At 69.5% G+C, this 14,535-nt stretch carries 16 protein-coding genes and 1 riboswitch; of the genes, 6 read left to right on the forward strand and 10 right to left on the reverse strand.

Annotated elements, in window-relative coordinates; genetic code table 11:
* Nucleotides 1–221: 221 nt before the first annotated feature.
* The 6 genes from H5J31_RS10150 to H5J31_RS10175 all read right to left on the reverse strand — a co-directional run bounded on the left by H5J31_RS10150 (nucleotide 222) and on the right by H5J31_RS10175 (nucleotide 4,993).
* On the reverse strand, nucleotides 222–872 hold the full coding sequence (locus H5J31_RS10150) for a DUF4190 domain-containing protein (RefSeq protein ID WP_181772236.1): 651 nt from the start codon (nucleotides 870–872) through the stop codon (nucleotides 222–224).
* Between the two features lie 161 nt (nucleotides 873–1,033).
* Nucleotides 1,034–1,918 (reverse strand): hypothetical protein, encoded by an 885-nt coding sequence (locus tag H5J31_RS10155; protein ID WP_181772237.1) that lies wholly within the window; start codon nucleotides 1,916–1,918, stop codon nucleotides 1,034–1,036.
* Nucleotides 1,915–2,391: a DUF6932 family protein gene (locus H5J31_RS10160; RefSeq protein WP_181772238.1), complete on the reverse strand. Its 477-nt coding sequence runs from the start codon at nucleotides 2,389–2,391 to the stop codon at nucleotides 1,915–1,917. Before H5J31_RS10160 ends, H5J31_RS10155 begins: the two co-directional genes overlap by 4 nt.
* Nucleotides 2,392–2,481: 90 nt before the next feature.
* Nucleotides 2,482–2,916: a hypothetical protein gene (locus tag H5J31_RS10165; RefSeq protein WP_181772239.1), complete on the reverse strand. Its 435-nt coding sequence runs from the start codon at nucleotides 2,914–2,916 to the stop codon at nucleotides 2,482–2,484.
* A gap of 7 nt (nucleotides 2,917–2,923) precedes the next feature.
* Complete coding sequence (locus H5J31_RS10170) at nucleotides 2,924–3,643, reverse strand: OmpA family protein (protein WP_236004908.1); 720 nt, start codon at nucleotides 3,641–3,643, stop codon at nucleotides 2,924–2,926.
* Between the two features lie 489 nt (nucleotides 3,644–4,132).
* Nucleotides 4,133–4,993, reverse strand: coding sequence for an SGNH/GDSL hydrolase family protein (locus H5J31_RS10175; protein ID WP_181772240.1), 861 nt, complete (start codon nucleotides 4,991–4,993; stop codon nucleotides 4,133–4,135).
* Between the two features lie 273 nt (nucleotides 4,994–5,266).
* On the opposite strand from H5J31_RS10175, the gene H5J31_RS10180 reads away from it, so the two are divergent.
* The gene (locus tag H5J31_RS10180; protein WP_181772241.1) at nucleotides 5,267–5,971 is read left to right on the forward strand and encodes a DUF3159 domain-containing protein; all 705 of its coding nucleotides are present in this window, start codon (nucleotides 5,267–5,269) and stop codon (nucleotides 5,969–5,971) included.
* Between the two features lie 107 nt (nucleotides 5,972–6,078).
* Here the strand turns inward: H5J31_RS10180 and H5J31_RS10185 are convergent, their stop codons facing one another.
* Nucleotides 6,079–7,044, reverse strand: coding sequence for an N-acetylglucosamine kinase (locus tag H5J31_RS10185; protein WP_181772242.1), 966 nt, complete (start codon nucleotides 7,042–7,044; stop codon nucleotides 6,079–6,081).
* Nucleotides 7,041–8,084 carry an SIS domain-containing protein gene (locus H5J31_RS10190; protein ID WP_181772243.1) on the reverse strand — a complete coding sequence of 348 codons (1,044 nt, stop codon included), beginning with the start codon at nucleotides 8,082–8,084 and terminating at the stop codon, nucleotides 7,041–7,043. The genes H5J31_RS10185 and H5J31_RS10190 overlap by 4 nt, the downstream gene beginning before the upstream one ends.
* 140 nt (nucleotides 8,085–8,224) lie before the next feature.
* Here H5J31_RS10190 and H5J31_RS10195 point away from each other — a divergent pair, with 140 nt between their 5' ends.
* A complete protein-coding gene (locus H5J31_RS10195) occupies nucleotides 8,225–8,980 on the forward strand; it encodes a GntR family transcriptional regulator (RefSeq protein WP_181772244.1) in 756 nt (251 codons plus the stop codon).
* A gap of 90 nt (nucleotides 8,981–9,070) precedes the next feature.
* Complete coding sequence (locus H5J31_RS10200) at nucleotides 9,071–10,579, forward strand: MFS transporter (RefSeq protein ID WP_181772245.1); 1,509 nt, start codon at nucleotides 9,071–9,073, stop codon at nucleotides 10,577–10,579.
* Here the strand turns inward: H5J31_RS10200 and H5J31_RS10205 are convergent.
* Entirely contained in the window at nucleotides 10,569–11,510 is a 942-nt protein-coding gene (locus tag H5J31_RS10205) for a threonine ammonia-lyase (protein ID WP_181772246.1), read from the reverse strand. The two genes, H5J31_RS10200 and H5J31_RS10205, sit on opposite strands and share 11 nt — an antisense overlap.
* Nucleotides 11,511–11,660: 150 nt before the next feature.
* On the opposite strand from H5J31_RS10205, the gene H5J31_RS10210 reads away from it, so the two are divergent.
* Nucleotides 11,661–12,377: a hypothetical protein gene (locus tag H5J31_RS10210; RefSeq protein WP_181772247.1), complete on the forward strand. Its 717-nt coding sequence runs from the start codon at nucleotides 11,661–11,663 to the stop codon at nucleotides 12,375–12,377.
* An 86-nt stretch (nucleotides 12,378–12,463) separates the two neighbouring features.
* Here the strand turns inward: H5J31_RS10210 and thiE are convergent, their stop codons facing one another.
* Entirely contained in the window at nucleotides 12,464–13,129 is a 666-nt protein-coding gene (thiE, locus tag H5J31_RS10215; RefSeq protein WP_181772248.1) for a thiamine phosphate synthase, read from the reverse strand.
* Nucleotides 13,130–13,159: 30 nt separating this feature from the next.
* A riboswitch (TPP riboswitch) is annotated at nucleotides 13,160–13,267 on the forward strand.
* Between thiE and thiO the strand changes: the two genes are divergently transcribed.
* Together thiO and thiS are read left to right on the forward strand one after the other, a co-directional pair.
* Nucleotides 13,261–14,334: a glycine oxidase ThiO gene (gene thiO / locus H5J31_RS10220; RefSeq protein WP_181772249.1), complete on the forward strand. Its 1,074-nt coding sequence runs from the start codon at nucleotides 13,261–13,263 to the stop codon at nucleotides 14,332–14,334. (Overlaps the previous riboswitch by 7 nt.)
* A complete protein-coding gene (gene thiS, locus H5J31_RS10225) occupies nucleotides 14,334–14,534 on the forward strand; it encodes a sulfur carrier protein ThiS (RefSeq protein ID WP_181772250.1) in 201 nt (66 codons plus the stop codon). The genes thiO and thiS overlap by 1 nt, the downstream gene beginning before the upstream one ends.
* Nucleotide 14,535: the final 1 nt, after the last annotated feature.

Genomic DNA, 14,535 nt, shown 5'->3' on the forward strand with positions numbered 1-14,535 from the left:
TCGGTCGAGCCCTAGGGGAGGGGCATGCGGTAGGAACCGGCGCTCGGGCGGACCCCGGTGGTGGTCCGTCTGAAGAGCCGCCAGGAGCGGCTCGTGGCGGTCCGGCCGGTGGAGGATGGGGGCGATACCGGCCGGCCGCCAGGCGGCGCCTTCGCGTTTCGTCCTCTGAATGCGGTAGTTGCGCGTGCAAGTACCGCATTCAGAGGACGAAACGCGCTGAGTCAGCCGGTGCCCGCGGTGCATAGGGCGATGGTCTGCCCCTTGTTCTCCGCCACCTTCCTGCCGTTCACCAGGATCGAGCAGCTGATCTGGTTGCTGACCGACGAGTTCCGGGTGTCCGCGGTGACGGTGAGCAGATACTCGCCCGAGTTGAAGGACGCCGTGCCGCGCCATTCGTCGGTGCTGGCCGGGGTGGTCTCACTGCGCTGGTCGCTGAGCGCGCCGAACCGGACGGTCGCGCCGCCGGAGGCACTGACGACGAACTCGACGGTGTTCTTATCCCCGGCGACCGCCGGGATGTGCAAACCCGACTCGCCAGTAGCAAAGAAGTTGGTGTAGACCAGTAACCCGCTCGCGGCCAGAAGTCCGGCGAGGGAAAGCGCCAGACCCGCGACGCCCATTCCCTTCTTGTCCGCCTCGCCCTTCTTGATTTTGGTCAAACCGATCACGGAAAGAGTCATTCCGATTACGGCGAGCGGCCATGCGGCCAGTCCGGCGAACGGGACGAAGGCGACCCCGAGCGCCGCCAAGCCGACCAGGAAACCGGCGATGACCAGGCCGTTCTTGGGCTTGCGGTGCCGGGTCCCGTGCGTCGCGAACCCGGGTCCGTAGCGGGTGGCCGGGGGATGCGGGAGTGGTGGATCGGTCGGCATACCTGCCCTTTCGGAGGGTTCCGTCCGAAGACGTTAACCCATCGTTCGGGGTATTGGCCGAAATTGTTACCTGCCGGAAAAAGTCATTATTCAACGATCATCATGTGGTCATCGATATTTTTTGACGAGAATTGTGTTGCCGCCGAATGTCGGATACCCGATCACTGATCGAACAGACTGACCTCGGGGGTGATCTCCAGGAGTTCGTGCACCGGGCGGCCGCGACGGCCGTCGATGGTCGTCGTGCGCACCACGCGCAGCCGCGCGGTCACCGGCCGGTCCAGGTTCTCCTTGATCTCGTCGAGCAGATCCGGCGCGACCGCGCCCTGGATCGTGCCGCCCGTTTCGCGTTCGAGGTAGAAGATCCGCCGCCGGGTGCGGACGCCGTCGAGCCTGCCGCTGACCGTCTCGTAGCCGACGGCCTCCCGCGACTCGCGCAGGCTCCCGGACAGGATCCTGGCCTGCTCGGTGGTCATGCTGCGGGTCAGCTCGTCGCCCGAGGTCGGCGTCAGCGCCATGCCGACCCCGGAATGCTTGCTGACCGCGTTGACGATGTCGCTGACGGCGTTGCGGACGGTGTCGCGCTGCAACAGCACCGCGTCCAGCGCGCCGTCGTCGGAGCCGTTGGCGGGCAGGAAGTCGCACAGTTCCTTGACCGCGCGCTCCGAAAGCGACTCGATCCCGTCGTGGATGAGGGCGTCGTCGAGCGCGGGTTCGGGGAAGCCGAAGAAGATCGCGTTCCCCGCCTGACCGCGCTGGATCAGCGGCGCCTTCTCGCGGTCCGCGGGCTGGACGATGGTCACCTCGCCCGACGGGTTGCGGATGATGTGCCCGATCTTCGCCGTCGCGTCCTGCAACGCGCGGCTGATGTCGGAAAACGTGTACGCGTCCAGATGCGACTCGCCGATCACGGAAACGCGGAGCAGCGGCGAACGGGACGTCCGCTCGAATTTCGCGTACGCGGCCATCGCCGACGCTCGGGCGAGGTCGTCGAGCCAGGTGCCGCCGGGGATCTCGTCGGCGATACGCCGGAATTCGTTCCTCACCAGATCACTTCCGGAATTCCCCTGCCACCCGCGGACCACACTTCTTCCCAGATCTCCTCGTCGCCGGGGCGGCAGAGGAAACCGTCGAGCATTCCACCGACGGGCTGGACCTGGTCCAGGTACATGGCCGGCTGCCCGACGATGACCCCACGCAGTGTCAGCAGTCCGTACAGGGCCGAGCGGCCCTCGTCGTCGAGCCGTTTGAGCGCGCCCCATTCGTCCGGGATCAGCACCACGTCGAGTCCGCGCGGCGCGTGCGGGGTCCGGGCGGTCAGCGCGCCACCGATCCACGCACGTCCGGTCGGCATGATCCGCCGGGCCACCCCCAGGTAACTGTTCAGCGCGCTGAACAGGATTTCGCGATCGTTCTGATGCGGCGCGTCGAAGACAAGCCGTTCATAGACGTCGGCGAGATCGGCGGGGTGGCGGCCCGGGGGCAGCAGGTTGTGCGGCGTCCAATAGGGGAGCGCCAATCGGAGCCTCCTTCGTGTGCCGGGGCTCCCGATCGAAGAAACGTACCCGGCTCCCGCTCACGGTCAGTAGCCGAATTTACCAGGCGAGTGTCAGCCGCTCTGCCCCGGCCGGTGGTCGGACGCGCGTCCGGCGGGCGGCCAGTCCTCGTCGCTCGGCCAGACCGGCTCCGCTTCCTGCCCGTGGTCGCCGTTCCGCCCGGCCGGTTCCGCTTCACCGGGGTGGTAGACCTGCGCCGGTCGCACCGGTTCCGGGGTCAGCTGGCCCTCGCGGTGACCCTCCGCCTCCTGGTCGTACGGCTCGTCGTCGTCCTGGATCCGCGCGGGCGGGATGAACTGCGTCTGCTCGGCCGAGAGCGGTTCGGGCTCGGGGTAGACCGGGACGGCGCGTTCCGGCTCCCCGGGCGGAGCCGGTTCGGGAGCGGGCTGCTCACGCCGCTCGCCGCGCATCATCAGCCAGGTGACGCCGCAACCGAGGGCGAAGGAGATGAGCAGCCAGAGCCAGATCTGCCCGAAGAGCCAGAGCATTCAGCCTTCACCTCTGTTCGACCGTGATGTCGACGCGGCGGCCCTCGCCGCCGGCACCGTCGGAGTTCCTGCGTTCGGTGGAGTAGACCTGGTCGCGCTTGACCCCGTTGCGCTCCAGCAGCCGTTCCACCGTCTTCGCCCGGTTCAGGGAAAGTTTCTTGTCCGAACCCGACGCCACCTGGCCGGTGATCCGGAACTTCAGCTCGCGCGGCGCGTCCGTGAGCAGCTTCGCGATCTCGAGCGCGCCGCGTTCGCCGTCCTCGGTCAGCTCGGTGGTGTCCGGTTCGAACGTGATCGGCGAGGCCTCCAGCAGGCGGGCGATCTCGGCCTGGAACCCGGCCTTGTCCGTCGGTTTGGCCGACGTCGTCGGACTGGGCGGCGGACTCGGCGGCGCGGGCGGCTCGGTGGACGGTTCGCCGCTGGTGGTCACCGGCCCCGCGGGCGGGGCGGTGTCACCGGAGATCTCGACCGTCCGGACCCCGTCGATCCGCTGGATGGCGTCCATCGCCTGCGCGGCCTTGTCCGGCGGGAAGCCACTGAGGCTCGCGTCGCGACCGGAGAAACTCACCTGGCCGCCGGAGACGCCGACGTCCGCGAGTGCGTTCTTCGCGCGCGCCATCAGGTCGGCCTCGATGTCGCCCGAGGTCGACCAGACGGAAACCGCCGTCAAGGCGGCAGTGACCAGCAGCGCTGTAGGCAGCAAGCGGCTCCAGCGTGTACCGGGCATGCAGGGACTGTAGGCCGCGTCCGTCCGGTTAGCGAGCCGGCTTCTCCGACGTCCGGCCTAACTTCCGGCGGCCGATGGGGCCAGTCCGCGGGTCGGGTTCCAGTGTGTTGTCGATCGTCGGGGTGCCATCCGGTTCGGGCGGGTGAACGCCTCTGGCCTGCGACGTCGATGGAGGTCAGGGGCGAGTTACGCGGCCGCGTGCGACTTCGTGCGCGGCTGCTTGGTGAGTCGGCTCAGGCTCCGCCGGCGGATCACCGGGCCGGTCGGCAGGTAACCCTGTTGAGTGACACCGATCGGCCCGAACGGAGCACTGGGGGCCTGCATTTGCTGGGGATGTTCCGAGTCCGTGAAGGCCTCTTTGAGGGACTCTGGGTCCCTCAAAGAGGCCTTCACGGACCACGGTCCCGCCTTGGGCAGCCGTAGGTAGCTGGAACACTTTTGGTCCTGGCCCGGATCGCCACTCACGACCCCAGCGACCGACAGCGGTCTTCAGCTCGCGTGGTGGTGGATCGAACGCACCGGCACCGGGTCCAGCAGCGGTTCGGCCGGGATCGCGGTCACCGCGGCGGGCTCGATCTGCTCCAGCGGGAGCAGCGGCGCGAGTTCGGGGCGCTTCGGGGACAGACCGTCGCCCATGGACTCGCCCTTGAGCTGACGCCGGATCCACGGCAGCAGGTGCGCCTTCGTCCACTCCAGGTCGGAGCGGCGCGAGGTGATCCAGGTGCTCGGCTCCTCGGAGGCGGGCCACGGCTCGCGCCAGTCCTCGCCGACCGGGACGCCGAGGACCTCGGCCGCGCGCAGCGCGATGCGGCGGTGGGCCTCGGGGGTGAAGTGCAGCCTGTCGTCGCTCCAGGCGCGGCGATCGTGCAGCGGGCCCATCGCCCACATGTCGACCATCTTCGCGCCGTGACGGTCGGCGATCGCCCACAGATGCGCGTTGTAGATGCCGACCTTGCCGCGCAGCACGTGCATGACCGACAGGTACTTGGTGTCCGGCCCGTTGAAGATGACCACCGGGATCCCGGCCTCGCGCAGCTTGGCGACCCCCGCCTCCAGCCGCGCGGCGACGGCGTCCACGTCCGCGCCGGGCACGATGATGTCGTTGCCGCCCGCGCACAGGGTGACCACGTCGGGCTTCACCGCGAGTGCGATCGGCAACTGTTCTTCGAGGATCTCGTCGAGCATTTTCCCGCGGAGGGCGAGGTTCGCGTACTGGAAGTCGGGCCTGCCTTCGGCCAGGATCTCCGCGAGCCTGTCCGCCCAGCCCCGGAAGGTGCCGTCGGGCATCTCGTCGTTGAGTCCTTCGGTGAAGCTGTCACCGATCGCCACGTAGCTGTCGAATCCGTACACGTTGGGTCCCCTTCCGTCCGTGTGCCCCCGGTTGATACTTGTACACCACAACTAACAGCTGAGAGCGCCCCTGCAATCCCACCTGAGCGAAACACGTGGTTCAGCCCGTCGACACAGTGTCTTAGTTTGTCGGACGTCCATGCATCTCCATTACTGGGATGTACACTCCTGCGCTGCGGTTTTTCACCTCAAGTAGGCGTAAACCGGACACATGATGTGGCGAACGTCTCCCCGGGCGGGTGTCGGTGCTCTCCGATCCGGCAGGCTGTAAGGGTGACCTATCAACCCCAGCGCGAGTCGCTCGCCCAGATCCTCGGCGGGCGGCGGGGCGCCATCGACGCGAGCATCCCGCCGGCGGCCTTCGTCGTCGGGTGGCTGATCGCGGACCAGTCGATCGCCTGGGGGGCGGGCGTGGCCATCGGGGTGGCGGTGCTGCTCGGTGGCTACCGGATCACCCGCGGCGACAAGGCCCGCGCGGTCGTGGTGAGTCTCGCCGCGGTGATCGCCGCCGCGTTGATCGCCCTGCACACCGGACGCGCCGAGGACTTCTTCCTCATCCAGCTGCTGTCCAATGTGGCCAGCGCGCTGCTCTGGGCGGCCAGCATCGTGATCCGGTGGCCGTTGCTCGGCGTCGTGGTCGGACTCGTGATCGGGCAGAAGACCCGCTGGCGTCGCGACCCCGCGCTGCTGCGCGCCTATTCGCGGGCGAGCTGGGTATGGGTTCTCCTGCAGTACACCCTGCGGGTAATCGTTTACGGGTCCTTGTGGTGGAGCGGGCAGGTCGTCGCGCTCGGTATCGCGCGGACGGTGCTCTCCTGGCCACTGGTCGCGGTGACCGTCGCCGTGAGCGGGTGGGTGCTTTATCGCACACTGCCGCCGGAACACCCCGGATTGCGTGTGGTGGAAGCCCCTGACGAAACGGATTCGGCGGGCGAGAACCCCTCCGACTCCGAGCCCGATGGGCTACCCAGGACATAAGGCGGCCCCCGGCGAGGGGGGAGGGTCCGGGGGCCGGGTCCTACGGTACCCGGAGTTCGGGCCCGGAGTCGATGGTTTGGTCTTTTAGGGCTGTTTTTTGGTGTTTTTCATGCGGGGACCGGTCGCGGCGCCCCTTCTCCGAACGCGTCGACGGCGGCGAGCCACGCGGCTCCCAGGACCCCGTCGGTGCTGGTCAGGACTTCGAGACCGGCCAGTTCGGCACGGACTTTCGCCCCGACCGGGCCTTCCGGGGAGAGCACGCTGCCCACCAGGACCACCGGCGTGGTCTCGCCGGGCTCACGCGCGGCCATGACGTTGCTCACCAGAAGCCGGGCCGCTTCGGTGGTGATCCGGTCCGCCGCGGGGTCGCCCGCGCGGTCGGCTTCGCTGACGAACGGCGCGAATCTCGCGAGCCGGATCGGCGCTTCGGAATTGGCGCTCGTGATGAGCGTGCGCCACACCGCCGTCCTGGCCGCGGGATCCCGATCACCGGCGGCGTCCACTGCGGACTGTCCCAGTGCTTCGGTGAGGACGGCGGTGGCGAGCGGACCGGGTTCGCCGCCGCGGCCGAGAACATCCAAAGTGGAGCGAACGGCCTCGCGACCGAGCCAGTACGCCGAACCCTCGTCACCGAGCAACCAACCGTAGCCGCCCGCCGTGGACACCATCCGCCTGCCGCGGACCCGGCCGGCGATCGATCCGGTGCCGGCCACCAGTACCGAACCGTCCGGTGCGGAGGTGGCCGACGCGTAGGCGACCTCGGAATCGGGGACCGTCCGCACTGGACTGATTCCCAGGCTCTTCCAAGTGGTCTCGAAGATCTCCGCGATCGCCGGATCGCTCAATTTGCTGACGCCCGCCATGCCGACGACGCACGCCGCCGTGGCGGCCGGATCCAGTCCGCCCAGCGCGCCGGTGATCGCGCTCGCGATCCGCGCGGCGGCGTCGGCGGGCGGATGGGAATTGGGATTCGCCCCGCCCGCGCGCCCGGCGCCGAGGACGGAGCCGGAGGCGTCGACGACGATCGCTCGCGTCGACGTGCCTCCGGCGTCCACACCTATGACGTGCGTCACCGGGTCTTGGTCACCTTGAGCAGCCCGCGCGGGCTGTCCGGATCGCCGCCGCGCGCCAGCGAAAGGCCGAGCGCGATCCGCTGGATGGGCAGGATCTCCAGGATCGGGGCGACCTCTTCGGCCGAAGGGGCGACACCGATCCGCAGCGCCGCGGGAACGTCGGCCGAAGCGGAACCGACCGCGAGCACGTCCGCGCCGCGTTTGCCGACGGCCTCGAGGACCTCCTGCATCGCGCCCACTCCGTGTCCCTGACTCGTCACGGCGAGCACCGCCGTCTCGCCGTCGACCGCGGCGACCGGACCGTGCAACAGGTCCGCGCCGCTGTACGCGCGAGCCGCGAGGTAGCTGGTTTCGGCCAGCTTCAGGGAACCTTCCAGAGCCGAGGCGTAGGAGTAACCGCGGCCGGTGGTGAGTACCCGGTCGACGAAGCGGTAGCGGTCCACCGCGCGCTGCACGCCTTCTTCGGCGCCGTCGAGGGTCTGCTGCGCGAGTTCGCCCAGTTTCTCCGCGTCCTCGCCCTTGCCGCCGCGGACCGCGTCGATCAGCAGGTAAAGGGAGAGCAAGGTGGCCGAGTACGTCTTCGTGGCGGCGACGGCCTTTTCCAGCCCGGCACCGATGTCGACGCCGAGTTCGGCGGCGGCGCGCAGCGGCGATTCCGGGGTGTTGGTGACCGAGACGGTCAGCGCGCCCTGGCGACGCGCGGTTTCGGTGACCTCGATGAGATCCGGGGAGCCGCCGCTTTGGCTTACTGTGATGAAGAGAACGTCCCGCAGATCGGGACGGGCGCCGTACAAAGTCGCGGTGGAGGGCGAGACGAGACCGCAGGGGAGACCGAGGAGTACTTCGATCAGGTACTTCGCATACAGGGCGGCGTGGTCACTGGAGCCGCGGGCGGCGAGCAGTGCGAACCTGGGCGGGCGCTTGGAGATGGCTTCGGCCACCTCGGCGATTTCGGCCTGTCGCTCCACGATTCCTGCCAGAATGGCGGGTTGCTGGGAGATCTCCGCGGCCATGTGCTCGCCGGGGCGCTGTTCGGTCATCTCGTTCCCTTCCACCGGGACGTACTTCGTCCCCCGAGTAGGTCTAGACCAATGCTAGCCCGAATGGACGTTTGTGGTGAAGGGTACGTTTCCTAGCGGGGCAGGTGCGCGTTTGAGTGGGAAGGCTTAGGGAGTCGGTCATGTTGGAGACAACCACCGCGGGTGAGGCGGGCGCTACGGCAGGGATGCGCGGACAGCGCGAACCCAAGTACTGGGCGCTGAAACAGCATCTGCTCGATCTTCTCGACGCGTTGCCGCCGGGCTCGCCGATTCCGACGGAACGGGCTCTGGCGGGGGAATTCACCGTTTCGCGCACCACGGTCCGGCAGGCGCTCGCCGACCTGACCGCCGAGGGCAGGCTCCACCGCGTGCAGGGCAAGGGCACCTTCGCCGCCGAGCCGAAACTCGCGCAGCGACTGCAGTTGTCGTCCTACACCGAGGACATGCGCAAGCAGGGGCTCAAGCCGTCGTCGAAGCTGCTGGAGATCGACGAACTGCCGGTCGAGGCCGACCTCGCGAAACTCCTCGGAATCCGCGTCGGTGCGAAGATCCTTCGTCTTCGCCGGCTCCGGCTCGCCGATTCGCAGCCGATGGCGTTGGAGACCACTCATCTCCCACTGGGCCGGTTCCGCGGTTTGCGCAAACATGTTTCCGCAGGTGGTTCGCTGTACGCCGTGCTGCGGGAGCACTACGGCGTAGAGCTCGAAAGGGCCGAGGAAACGATCGAGACAGCGCTTGCCGGACCGCATGAGGCGGAGATGCTCGGCGCCGATGTCGGGATGCCGATGTTGCTCCTTTCGAGGCATTCTTTCGCGACCGACGGAAAACCGGTCGAGTTCGCGCGGGCGATCTATCGGGGCGATCGTTACAAGTTCGTCACGACGTTGCTTCCCTGACCAGTCAGATAAATTCGAAAAGATCGCTTTCCCCGGAAAGGTGCCGATTTCGCGGTGGCCCGGTACCGCCCGTCGTGATTCAGTCGTCCCATGACTGACACGGCGGCGGGAATCCGGTGGGGGACGCCGGTGGCCCGCGGGGTGCTCGCGACGACCATCGTGGGCTCGGGCATGGCGATGCTCGACGGCACGATCATCAACGTCGCGCTGCCGCGGATCGGCGAGGAACTCCAGGCGTCCGTCGCCGGCCTGCAATGGATCCTCGACGGCTACCTGCTCGCGCTCGCCGCGCTGATCCTCGTCGCCGGTTCGCTCGGCGACCGCTACGGCCGCCGCCGGATGTTCCTCGTCGGCGTCGTCTGGTTCGGCATCGCGTCCGGGCTGTGCGCCGCCGCGACGTCGACCGAGATGCTCGTCGCGACCCGGATCCTCCAGGGCATCGGGGGAGCTTTGCTCACGCCCGGCTCGCTCGCGATCCTCCAGGCGTCCTTCGCCCACGACGACCGGGCCCGCGCGATCGGCGCGTGGTCCGGGCTCGGCGGGATCGCCGCGGCGATCGGTCCGCTGCTCGGCGGCGTCCTGGTACAGGTGTGGTCGTGGCGGCTGGCGTTCCTGATCAACCTGCCGCTGGCCGCCGTCTGCGTCCTGCTCGCCCAGCGCTACGTGCCCGAGTCGCGGGACGAGGAGGCCACCGGGCATCCGGACTTCGTGGCGGCCGCCGTCGGCGCGATCGGGCTCGCCGGGCTGACCGGCGCGCTGGTCGAAGCGCCCGGACGCGGCATCGGCGACGTCGTCGTCCTGGTCTCCATCGTGCTCGGCGTCGCGGGGCTGGGCGCGTTCCTGGTGATCCAGCACCGCTCGGCCGACCCGCTGGTGCCGCCGAAACTGTTCCGCGACCGGACGTTCAGCCTCGCCAACGCGCTCACGTTCGTCGTCTACGCGGCACTGGGCGGCGTGATGATGTTGATGGTCATGCAGTTGCAGGTCTCGCTGGGCTATTCGCCGACCGCGGCCGGCCTCGCCGGACTGCCGATCACCGTGATCATGCTGCTGTTCTCGGGCCGGTCCGGCGCGCTCGCCCAGCGGATCGGGCCGAGGGCGCAACTGGTCATCGGCCCGATCCTGGTCGGCGTCGGGATGCTCCTGCTGATGCGCGTCGGACCGGGGTCGACGTACCTCGGCTCGGTGCTGCCCGCCGTCGTCGTGTTCGGGGCGGGGCTGGCGACGGTCGTCGCGCCGGTGACCGCCACCGTGCTCGCCGCCGCGCCGGACCGGTACGCCGGCGTCGCCTCCGGCGTCAACAACGCCATCGCGCGGTCCGGCGGGCTGCTCGCGATCGCCGTCCTGCCCGCCGTCGCAGGGCTGTCCGGCGCCGCCTACACCGATCCGGTCGCACTGACGTCCGGCTGGCGGACGGCGTTGCTGGTGTGCGCGGCGCTGGCCATCGGTGGCGGGCTGATCGCGCTCGGCATCCACAACGGCGTCCTCGACACGCCTTCGGACGAGTCCGCCACCGCCGACGAGTCACCCCACCCCGGCGACTGCCTCCACTGCGGCGTCGACTCCCCGCCGACGCACGTCCGCCCCGCTAGTCGCTGAGGATCCCGGCCAGCGTGGCCGGGTCCAGATTGCCGCCCGAAACGACCGAAACGACCTTGCCCCCGGGCAGTTCGTCGCGGTGGGACAGGAACGCGGCGGTCGCGGTGGCGCCGCTCGGTTCGGCGATCAGGCGGGCGCGGTGCGCGAGTGTCCGGACGGCGGCGCGGATCTCGTCGTCGGTGACGGTGACGACGTCGTCCAGCACTTCCTGAAGGTGCGCGAAGGTCAGGTCCGAGGGCTGGGCGCGCAGGCCGTCGGCGATGGTGCGCGCCCGCAGGTGATTCGGCCATTCGATCCGCTCGCCCGCGCGCAGGCTCTCGGCGGTGTCGGCGGCGAGTTCCGGCTCGACACCGATGACCTTGGCGCCGGGGAGCAGGGCCTTGATCGCCGTTCCGACGCCTGAGGCCAGGCCGCCGCCGCTGAGCGGGACGAGGACGACGTCGGCGTCCGGCAGGTCCTCGGCGATCTCCAGGCCCACGGTGCCCTGCCCGGCGATGACGTCGCGGTGGTCGTACGGCGGGATGAAGGTGAGCGCGCGCTCTTCGGCGACGGCGAGCGCGGTGGACTGCTGCCGGTCGATCGGGACTTCGACGACCTCGGCGCCGAGCGCCTTGGTGGCTTCGACCTTGGAACGCGGCGCGACGTCCGGAACGATGATCACCGCCGGGATCCCGAACCGTTTCGCCGAGTAGGCGACCGCTTGCGCGTGGTTGCCGCTGGAAAACGCGACGACGCCGCGAGTGCGCCGTTCGTCGTCCAAAGCGGCGATCGCGTTGTACGCGCCGCGCACCTTGAAGGCGCCGATTTCCTGCAGGCTTTCGGGTTTGAGCCACAACGGCGCCCACGTCTGCCGCAGCAGCGGCGTGCGGACCGCGGCGCCTTTGATCCGGCTCGCCGCGTCGCGGATTTCCTCGATCGAAACCAGTTCCATATGCCGGATTATGTCAAGGAATTGTGAATAATCGAGAGTCCTTTTAGGACAGACAGGGTGGCGCTCCTCACGTGTGGACAACGAAGGGAGCATCCCGCGCGCCTTAACCGTTAGGACCGGGTGAGGACCGACTAGCAGCAGAACGGGATCATGACCAAGGAGACCTCCGAGAAGGACACCGAAAAGACCGAAAAGCAGGGACGGATCGTCCAGGTGACGGCGGCCGCGATGGCCGCGATCACCGCCGCGTTACTGGGTTCCACGCTCGGCGTGGCGGGCACCGTCGCCGGTGCCGGACTGGCGAGTGTCATCACGACACTCGGTGGCGAGTTGTACCTGCGTTCCTTGCAGCGGACGAAGGACGCGGCGCTGAAGGCGCGCGTGGTGCTGACCGTGCCGGGGCGGCGCCGGGTCCTCGACCCGGCCGACCAGGAGACCGTCCGGCTCACACCGGCCGAAGACGAGGAGCCCGCCGAACGGAAGTTCAAACCTCGCTGGGCGGTGATCGCCGGCGTCAGCGTCGTGGCGTTCGTGGTGGCACTCGTCGCGATCACCGGCTTCGAAGGCGCGACCGGGAAGACCTTCGGCGGTGGTGAGGGGACGACCATAGGGAAGATCATCGGCGGCGGGCAGGCCCAGGAACAGCAGCGGAAACAGGACGACTCGCCGCCGGCGACGTCGCCCTCGGAGTCCCGCGAGAACCAGCCCGAGTCGACGCCGTCGACCACGCCGTCCACCCCGACGACGCCCTCGACGCCGCAGACCACCCCGTCGACCCCGTCCCCGACGACTCCGCCGTCGACCTCGCAGGCGCCCCCGACCACGCCGTCCGCTCCCGCCCCCGCCTCCGGCACCCCCGCCCCCTGACCCTCGCGCCAGACCTCCCGCATTTAGTCCTCTGAATGCGGTAGTTGGGGGTACGAACTATCGCATCCAGAGGACGAAATGCGGGGTCAGGCGAGGGAAGAGCGAAGGGTGCGAGCGGCCGCTTCGGGGTCTTCGGCGTCGGTGATCGCCCGGACGACGACGATCCGCGACGCACCGGCGTCCAGCACCTCGGGCAGGCGTTCGGCGTCGATGCCGCCGATCGCGAACCACGGCCGCGGTGTCCCGAAAGCCGCCGTCGCGCGCACCAGGTCGAGACCCGGTGCGGAGCGGCCCGGCTTGGTCGGCGTCGGCCAGCACGGGCCGGTGCAGAAGTAATCGACGCCGGGTTCCTCGGCCGCGGCCTTGGCCTGTTCGGCCGAATGGGTGGACCGGCCGATCACCACGTCGTCGCCGACGATCTCGCGGGCCAGCGGCACCGGGATGTCGTCCTGGCCCAGGTGCAGCACATGCGCGCCGACGGCGAGCGCGACGTCCGCGCGGTCGTTCACCGCCAGCAGCTTCCCGTGCCTCTCGCACGCCTCGGCCAGCACTTCCAGTGCCGCGATCTCGTGTTTGGCCTCCAGCGGCGAGCCGCCGGTCTTGTCCCGTAACTGGATGATGTCGACCCCGCCCGCCAGCGCCGCGTCGGCGAATTCGGCGAGGTCACCGCGGTCGGACCGGGCGTCGGTGCAGAGGTACAGGCGGGCGTTCGCGAGCCGCGCGCGGATCCGCGCGTCAGACAGGGTGGGCATGGCGGCGACGGTACCCGCGCGCTACGGTGGGGTGGTCCGCACGGGAGCCCGAGGACGGGCTGAGAGGGAGCCGAAACCGCTCCGACCGTGGAACCTGATCCGGGTCATGCCGGCGCAGGGAGCGTGCGTTCATGAGAGAACTTTCGGTAGTCGGCGGTGGGGTCATCGGCCTCTCCGTGGCTTGGCGCGCCGCCGTGCGCGGCCATCACGTCACCGTGTACGACCCCGAACCCGGCCGCGGCGCCTCCTGGCTCGCGGGCGGCATGCTGGCCCCGGTCACCGAGGCCTGGCCGGGCGAGGAGGACGTCCTCACCCTGGGCGAGGCGTCGCTGCGGCGCTGGCCCGATTTCGCCCGTGACCTGGCGGAAGAGGGTGTCGACCCGGGCCTGTCGCCGCACGGGACGCTGGTCGTGGCACTCGACAGCGCCGACGCGGGCAACCTCGAAATGCTCGCCGCGTACCTCGCGGAACTCGGCCGCGACGTCGAGCGGCTGACCGGTCGCGAGGTCCGCCGCACCGAAGCCGGCGTCTCCGGCTCTGTCCGAAGTGGACTGTTGGTGCCCGGAGACCTGGCCGTGGACAACAGAAGACTGTTGCACGCGCTCAGACACGCCTGCGGCGAGCACGCGGTCGACTTCCGCCACGAGACGGTCACCGACCTCGAAGGCCTCGAAGGTGACGTCGTTCTCGCCGCCGGCGCCTGGACCGGACGTCTGCATCCCGCCCTCGCCGACGCCGTCCGCCCGCTGAAGGGTGAGATCCTGCGCCTGCGGCCGCGCCGGGGTTGCCTGCCGCCGCCGCGCCGGACCGTCCGCGCGATGGTCGAGGGCCGCCCGATCTACCTCGTCCCGCGCGAAGACGGCGAGGTCGTACTCGGCGCGACGCAGTACGAGGCCGGTTTCGACGAGACCGTCACCGCGCGAGGGGTCCGTGAGCTGCTCGAAGGCGCGGAGCGCGTCCTCCCGGGCATCGCCGAGTACGAACTCGTCGAGACCGCCGCCGGGCTTCGCGCGGCGAGTGTCGACACGATGCCTTTCATCGGTGAGCTGGGCGAAGGCGTCTTCGCCGCTACGGGCCACCATCGCAACGGCCTCCTGATGGCCCCGGTGACCGCGGACGCCGCGGTCGCCTGGCTGAACGGCGAGCCGTTGCCGGACGAGATCGCCGCGGCCGCACCGGCGCGGCGCAGCAAGGAGCGGGTGTGATGGAGATCCAGGTCAACGGCCAGTGGCGAGAGTTCCCCGACGGGACGACGGTCGAGGGCGTGCTCGAAGCGCTGGGTACGGCGACGAAGGGGGTCGCGGTCGCGGTGGACGGCGTGGTCGTCCGGCGTGGCGACTGGCCGGAGGCCGTGGTGCGCAAGGGTGCCAGCCTCGACATCCTCACCGCTGTGCAAGGAGGTTGAA

Source organism: Amycolatopsis pittospori, assembly GCF_013870525.1.
Taxonomy (GTDB): domain Bacteria; phylum Actinomycetota; class Actinomycetes; order Mycobacteriales; family Pseudonocardiaceae; genus Amycolatopsis; species Amycolatopsis pittospori.

Bases quoted from the DNA above. Each gene is read 5' to 3' on its own strand.
- thiO (WP_181772249.1), top strand. From the start codon at position 13,261: ATGAGAGAACTTTCGGTAGTCGGCGGTGGGGTCATCGGCCTCTCCGTG.
- H5J31_RS10200 (WP_181772245.1), top strand. From the start codon at position 9,071: ATGACTGACACGGCGGCGGGAATCCGGTGGGGGACGCCGGTGGCCCGC.
- H5J31_RS10170 (WP_236004908.1), bottom strand. From the start codon at position 3,643: ATGCCCGGTACACGCTGGAGCCGCTTGCTGCCTACAGCGCTGCTGGTC.
- H5J31_RS10210 (WP_181772247.1), top strand. From the start codon at position 11,661: ATGACCAAGGAGACCTCCGAGAAGGACACCGAAAAGACCGAAAAGCAG.
- thiS (WP_181772250.1), top strand. From the start codon at position 14,334: ATGGAGATCCAGGTCAACGGCCAGTGGCGAGAGTTCCCCGACGGGACG.
- H5J31_RS10195 (WP_181772244.1), top strand. From the start codon at position 8,225: ATGTTGGAGACAACCACCGCGGGTGAGGCGGGCGCTACGGCAGGGATG.
- H5J31_RS10165 (WP_181772239.1), bottom strand. From the start codon at position 2,916: ATGCTCTGGCTCTTCGGGCAGATCTGGCTCTGGCTGCTCATCTCCTTC.
- H5J31_RS10150 (WP_181772236.1), bottom strand. From the start codon at position 872: ATGCCGACCGATCCACCACTCCCGCATCCCCCGGCCACCCGCTACGGA.
- thiE (WP_181772248.1), bottom strand. From the start codon at position 13,129: ATGCCCACCCTGTCTGACGCGCGGATCCGCGCGCGGCTCGCGAACGCC.
- H5J31_RS10205 (WP_181772246.1), bottom strand. From the start codon at position 11,510: ATGGAACTGGTTTCGATCGAGGAAATCCGCGACGCGGCGAGCCGGATC.
- H5J31_RS10190 (WP_181772243.1), bottom strand. From the start codon at position 8,084: ATGACCGAACAGCGCCCCGGCGAGCACATGGCCGCGGAGATCTCCCAG.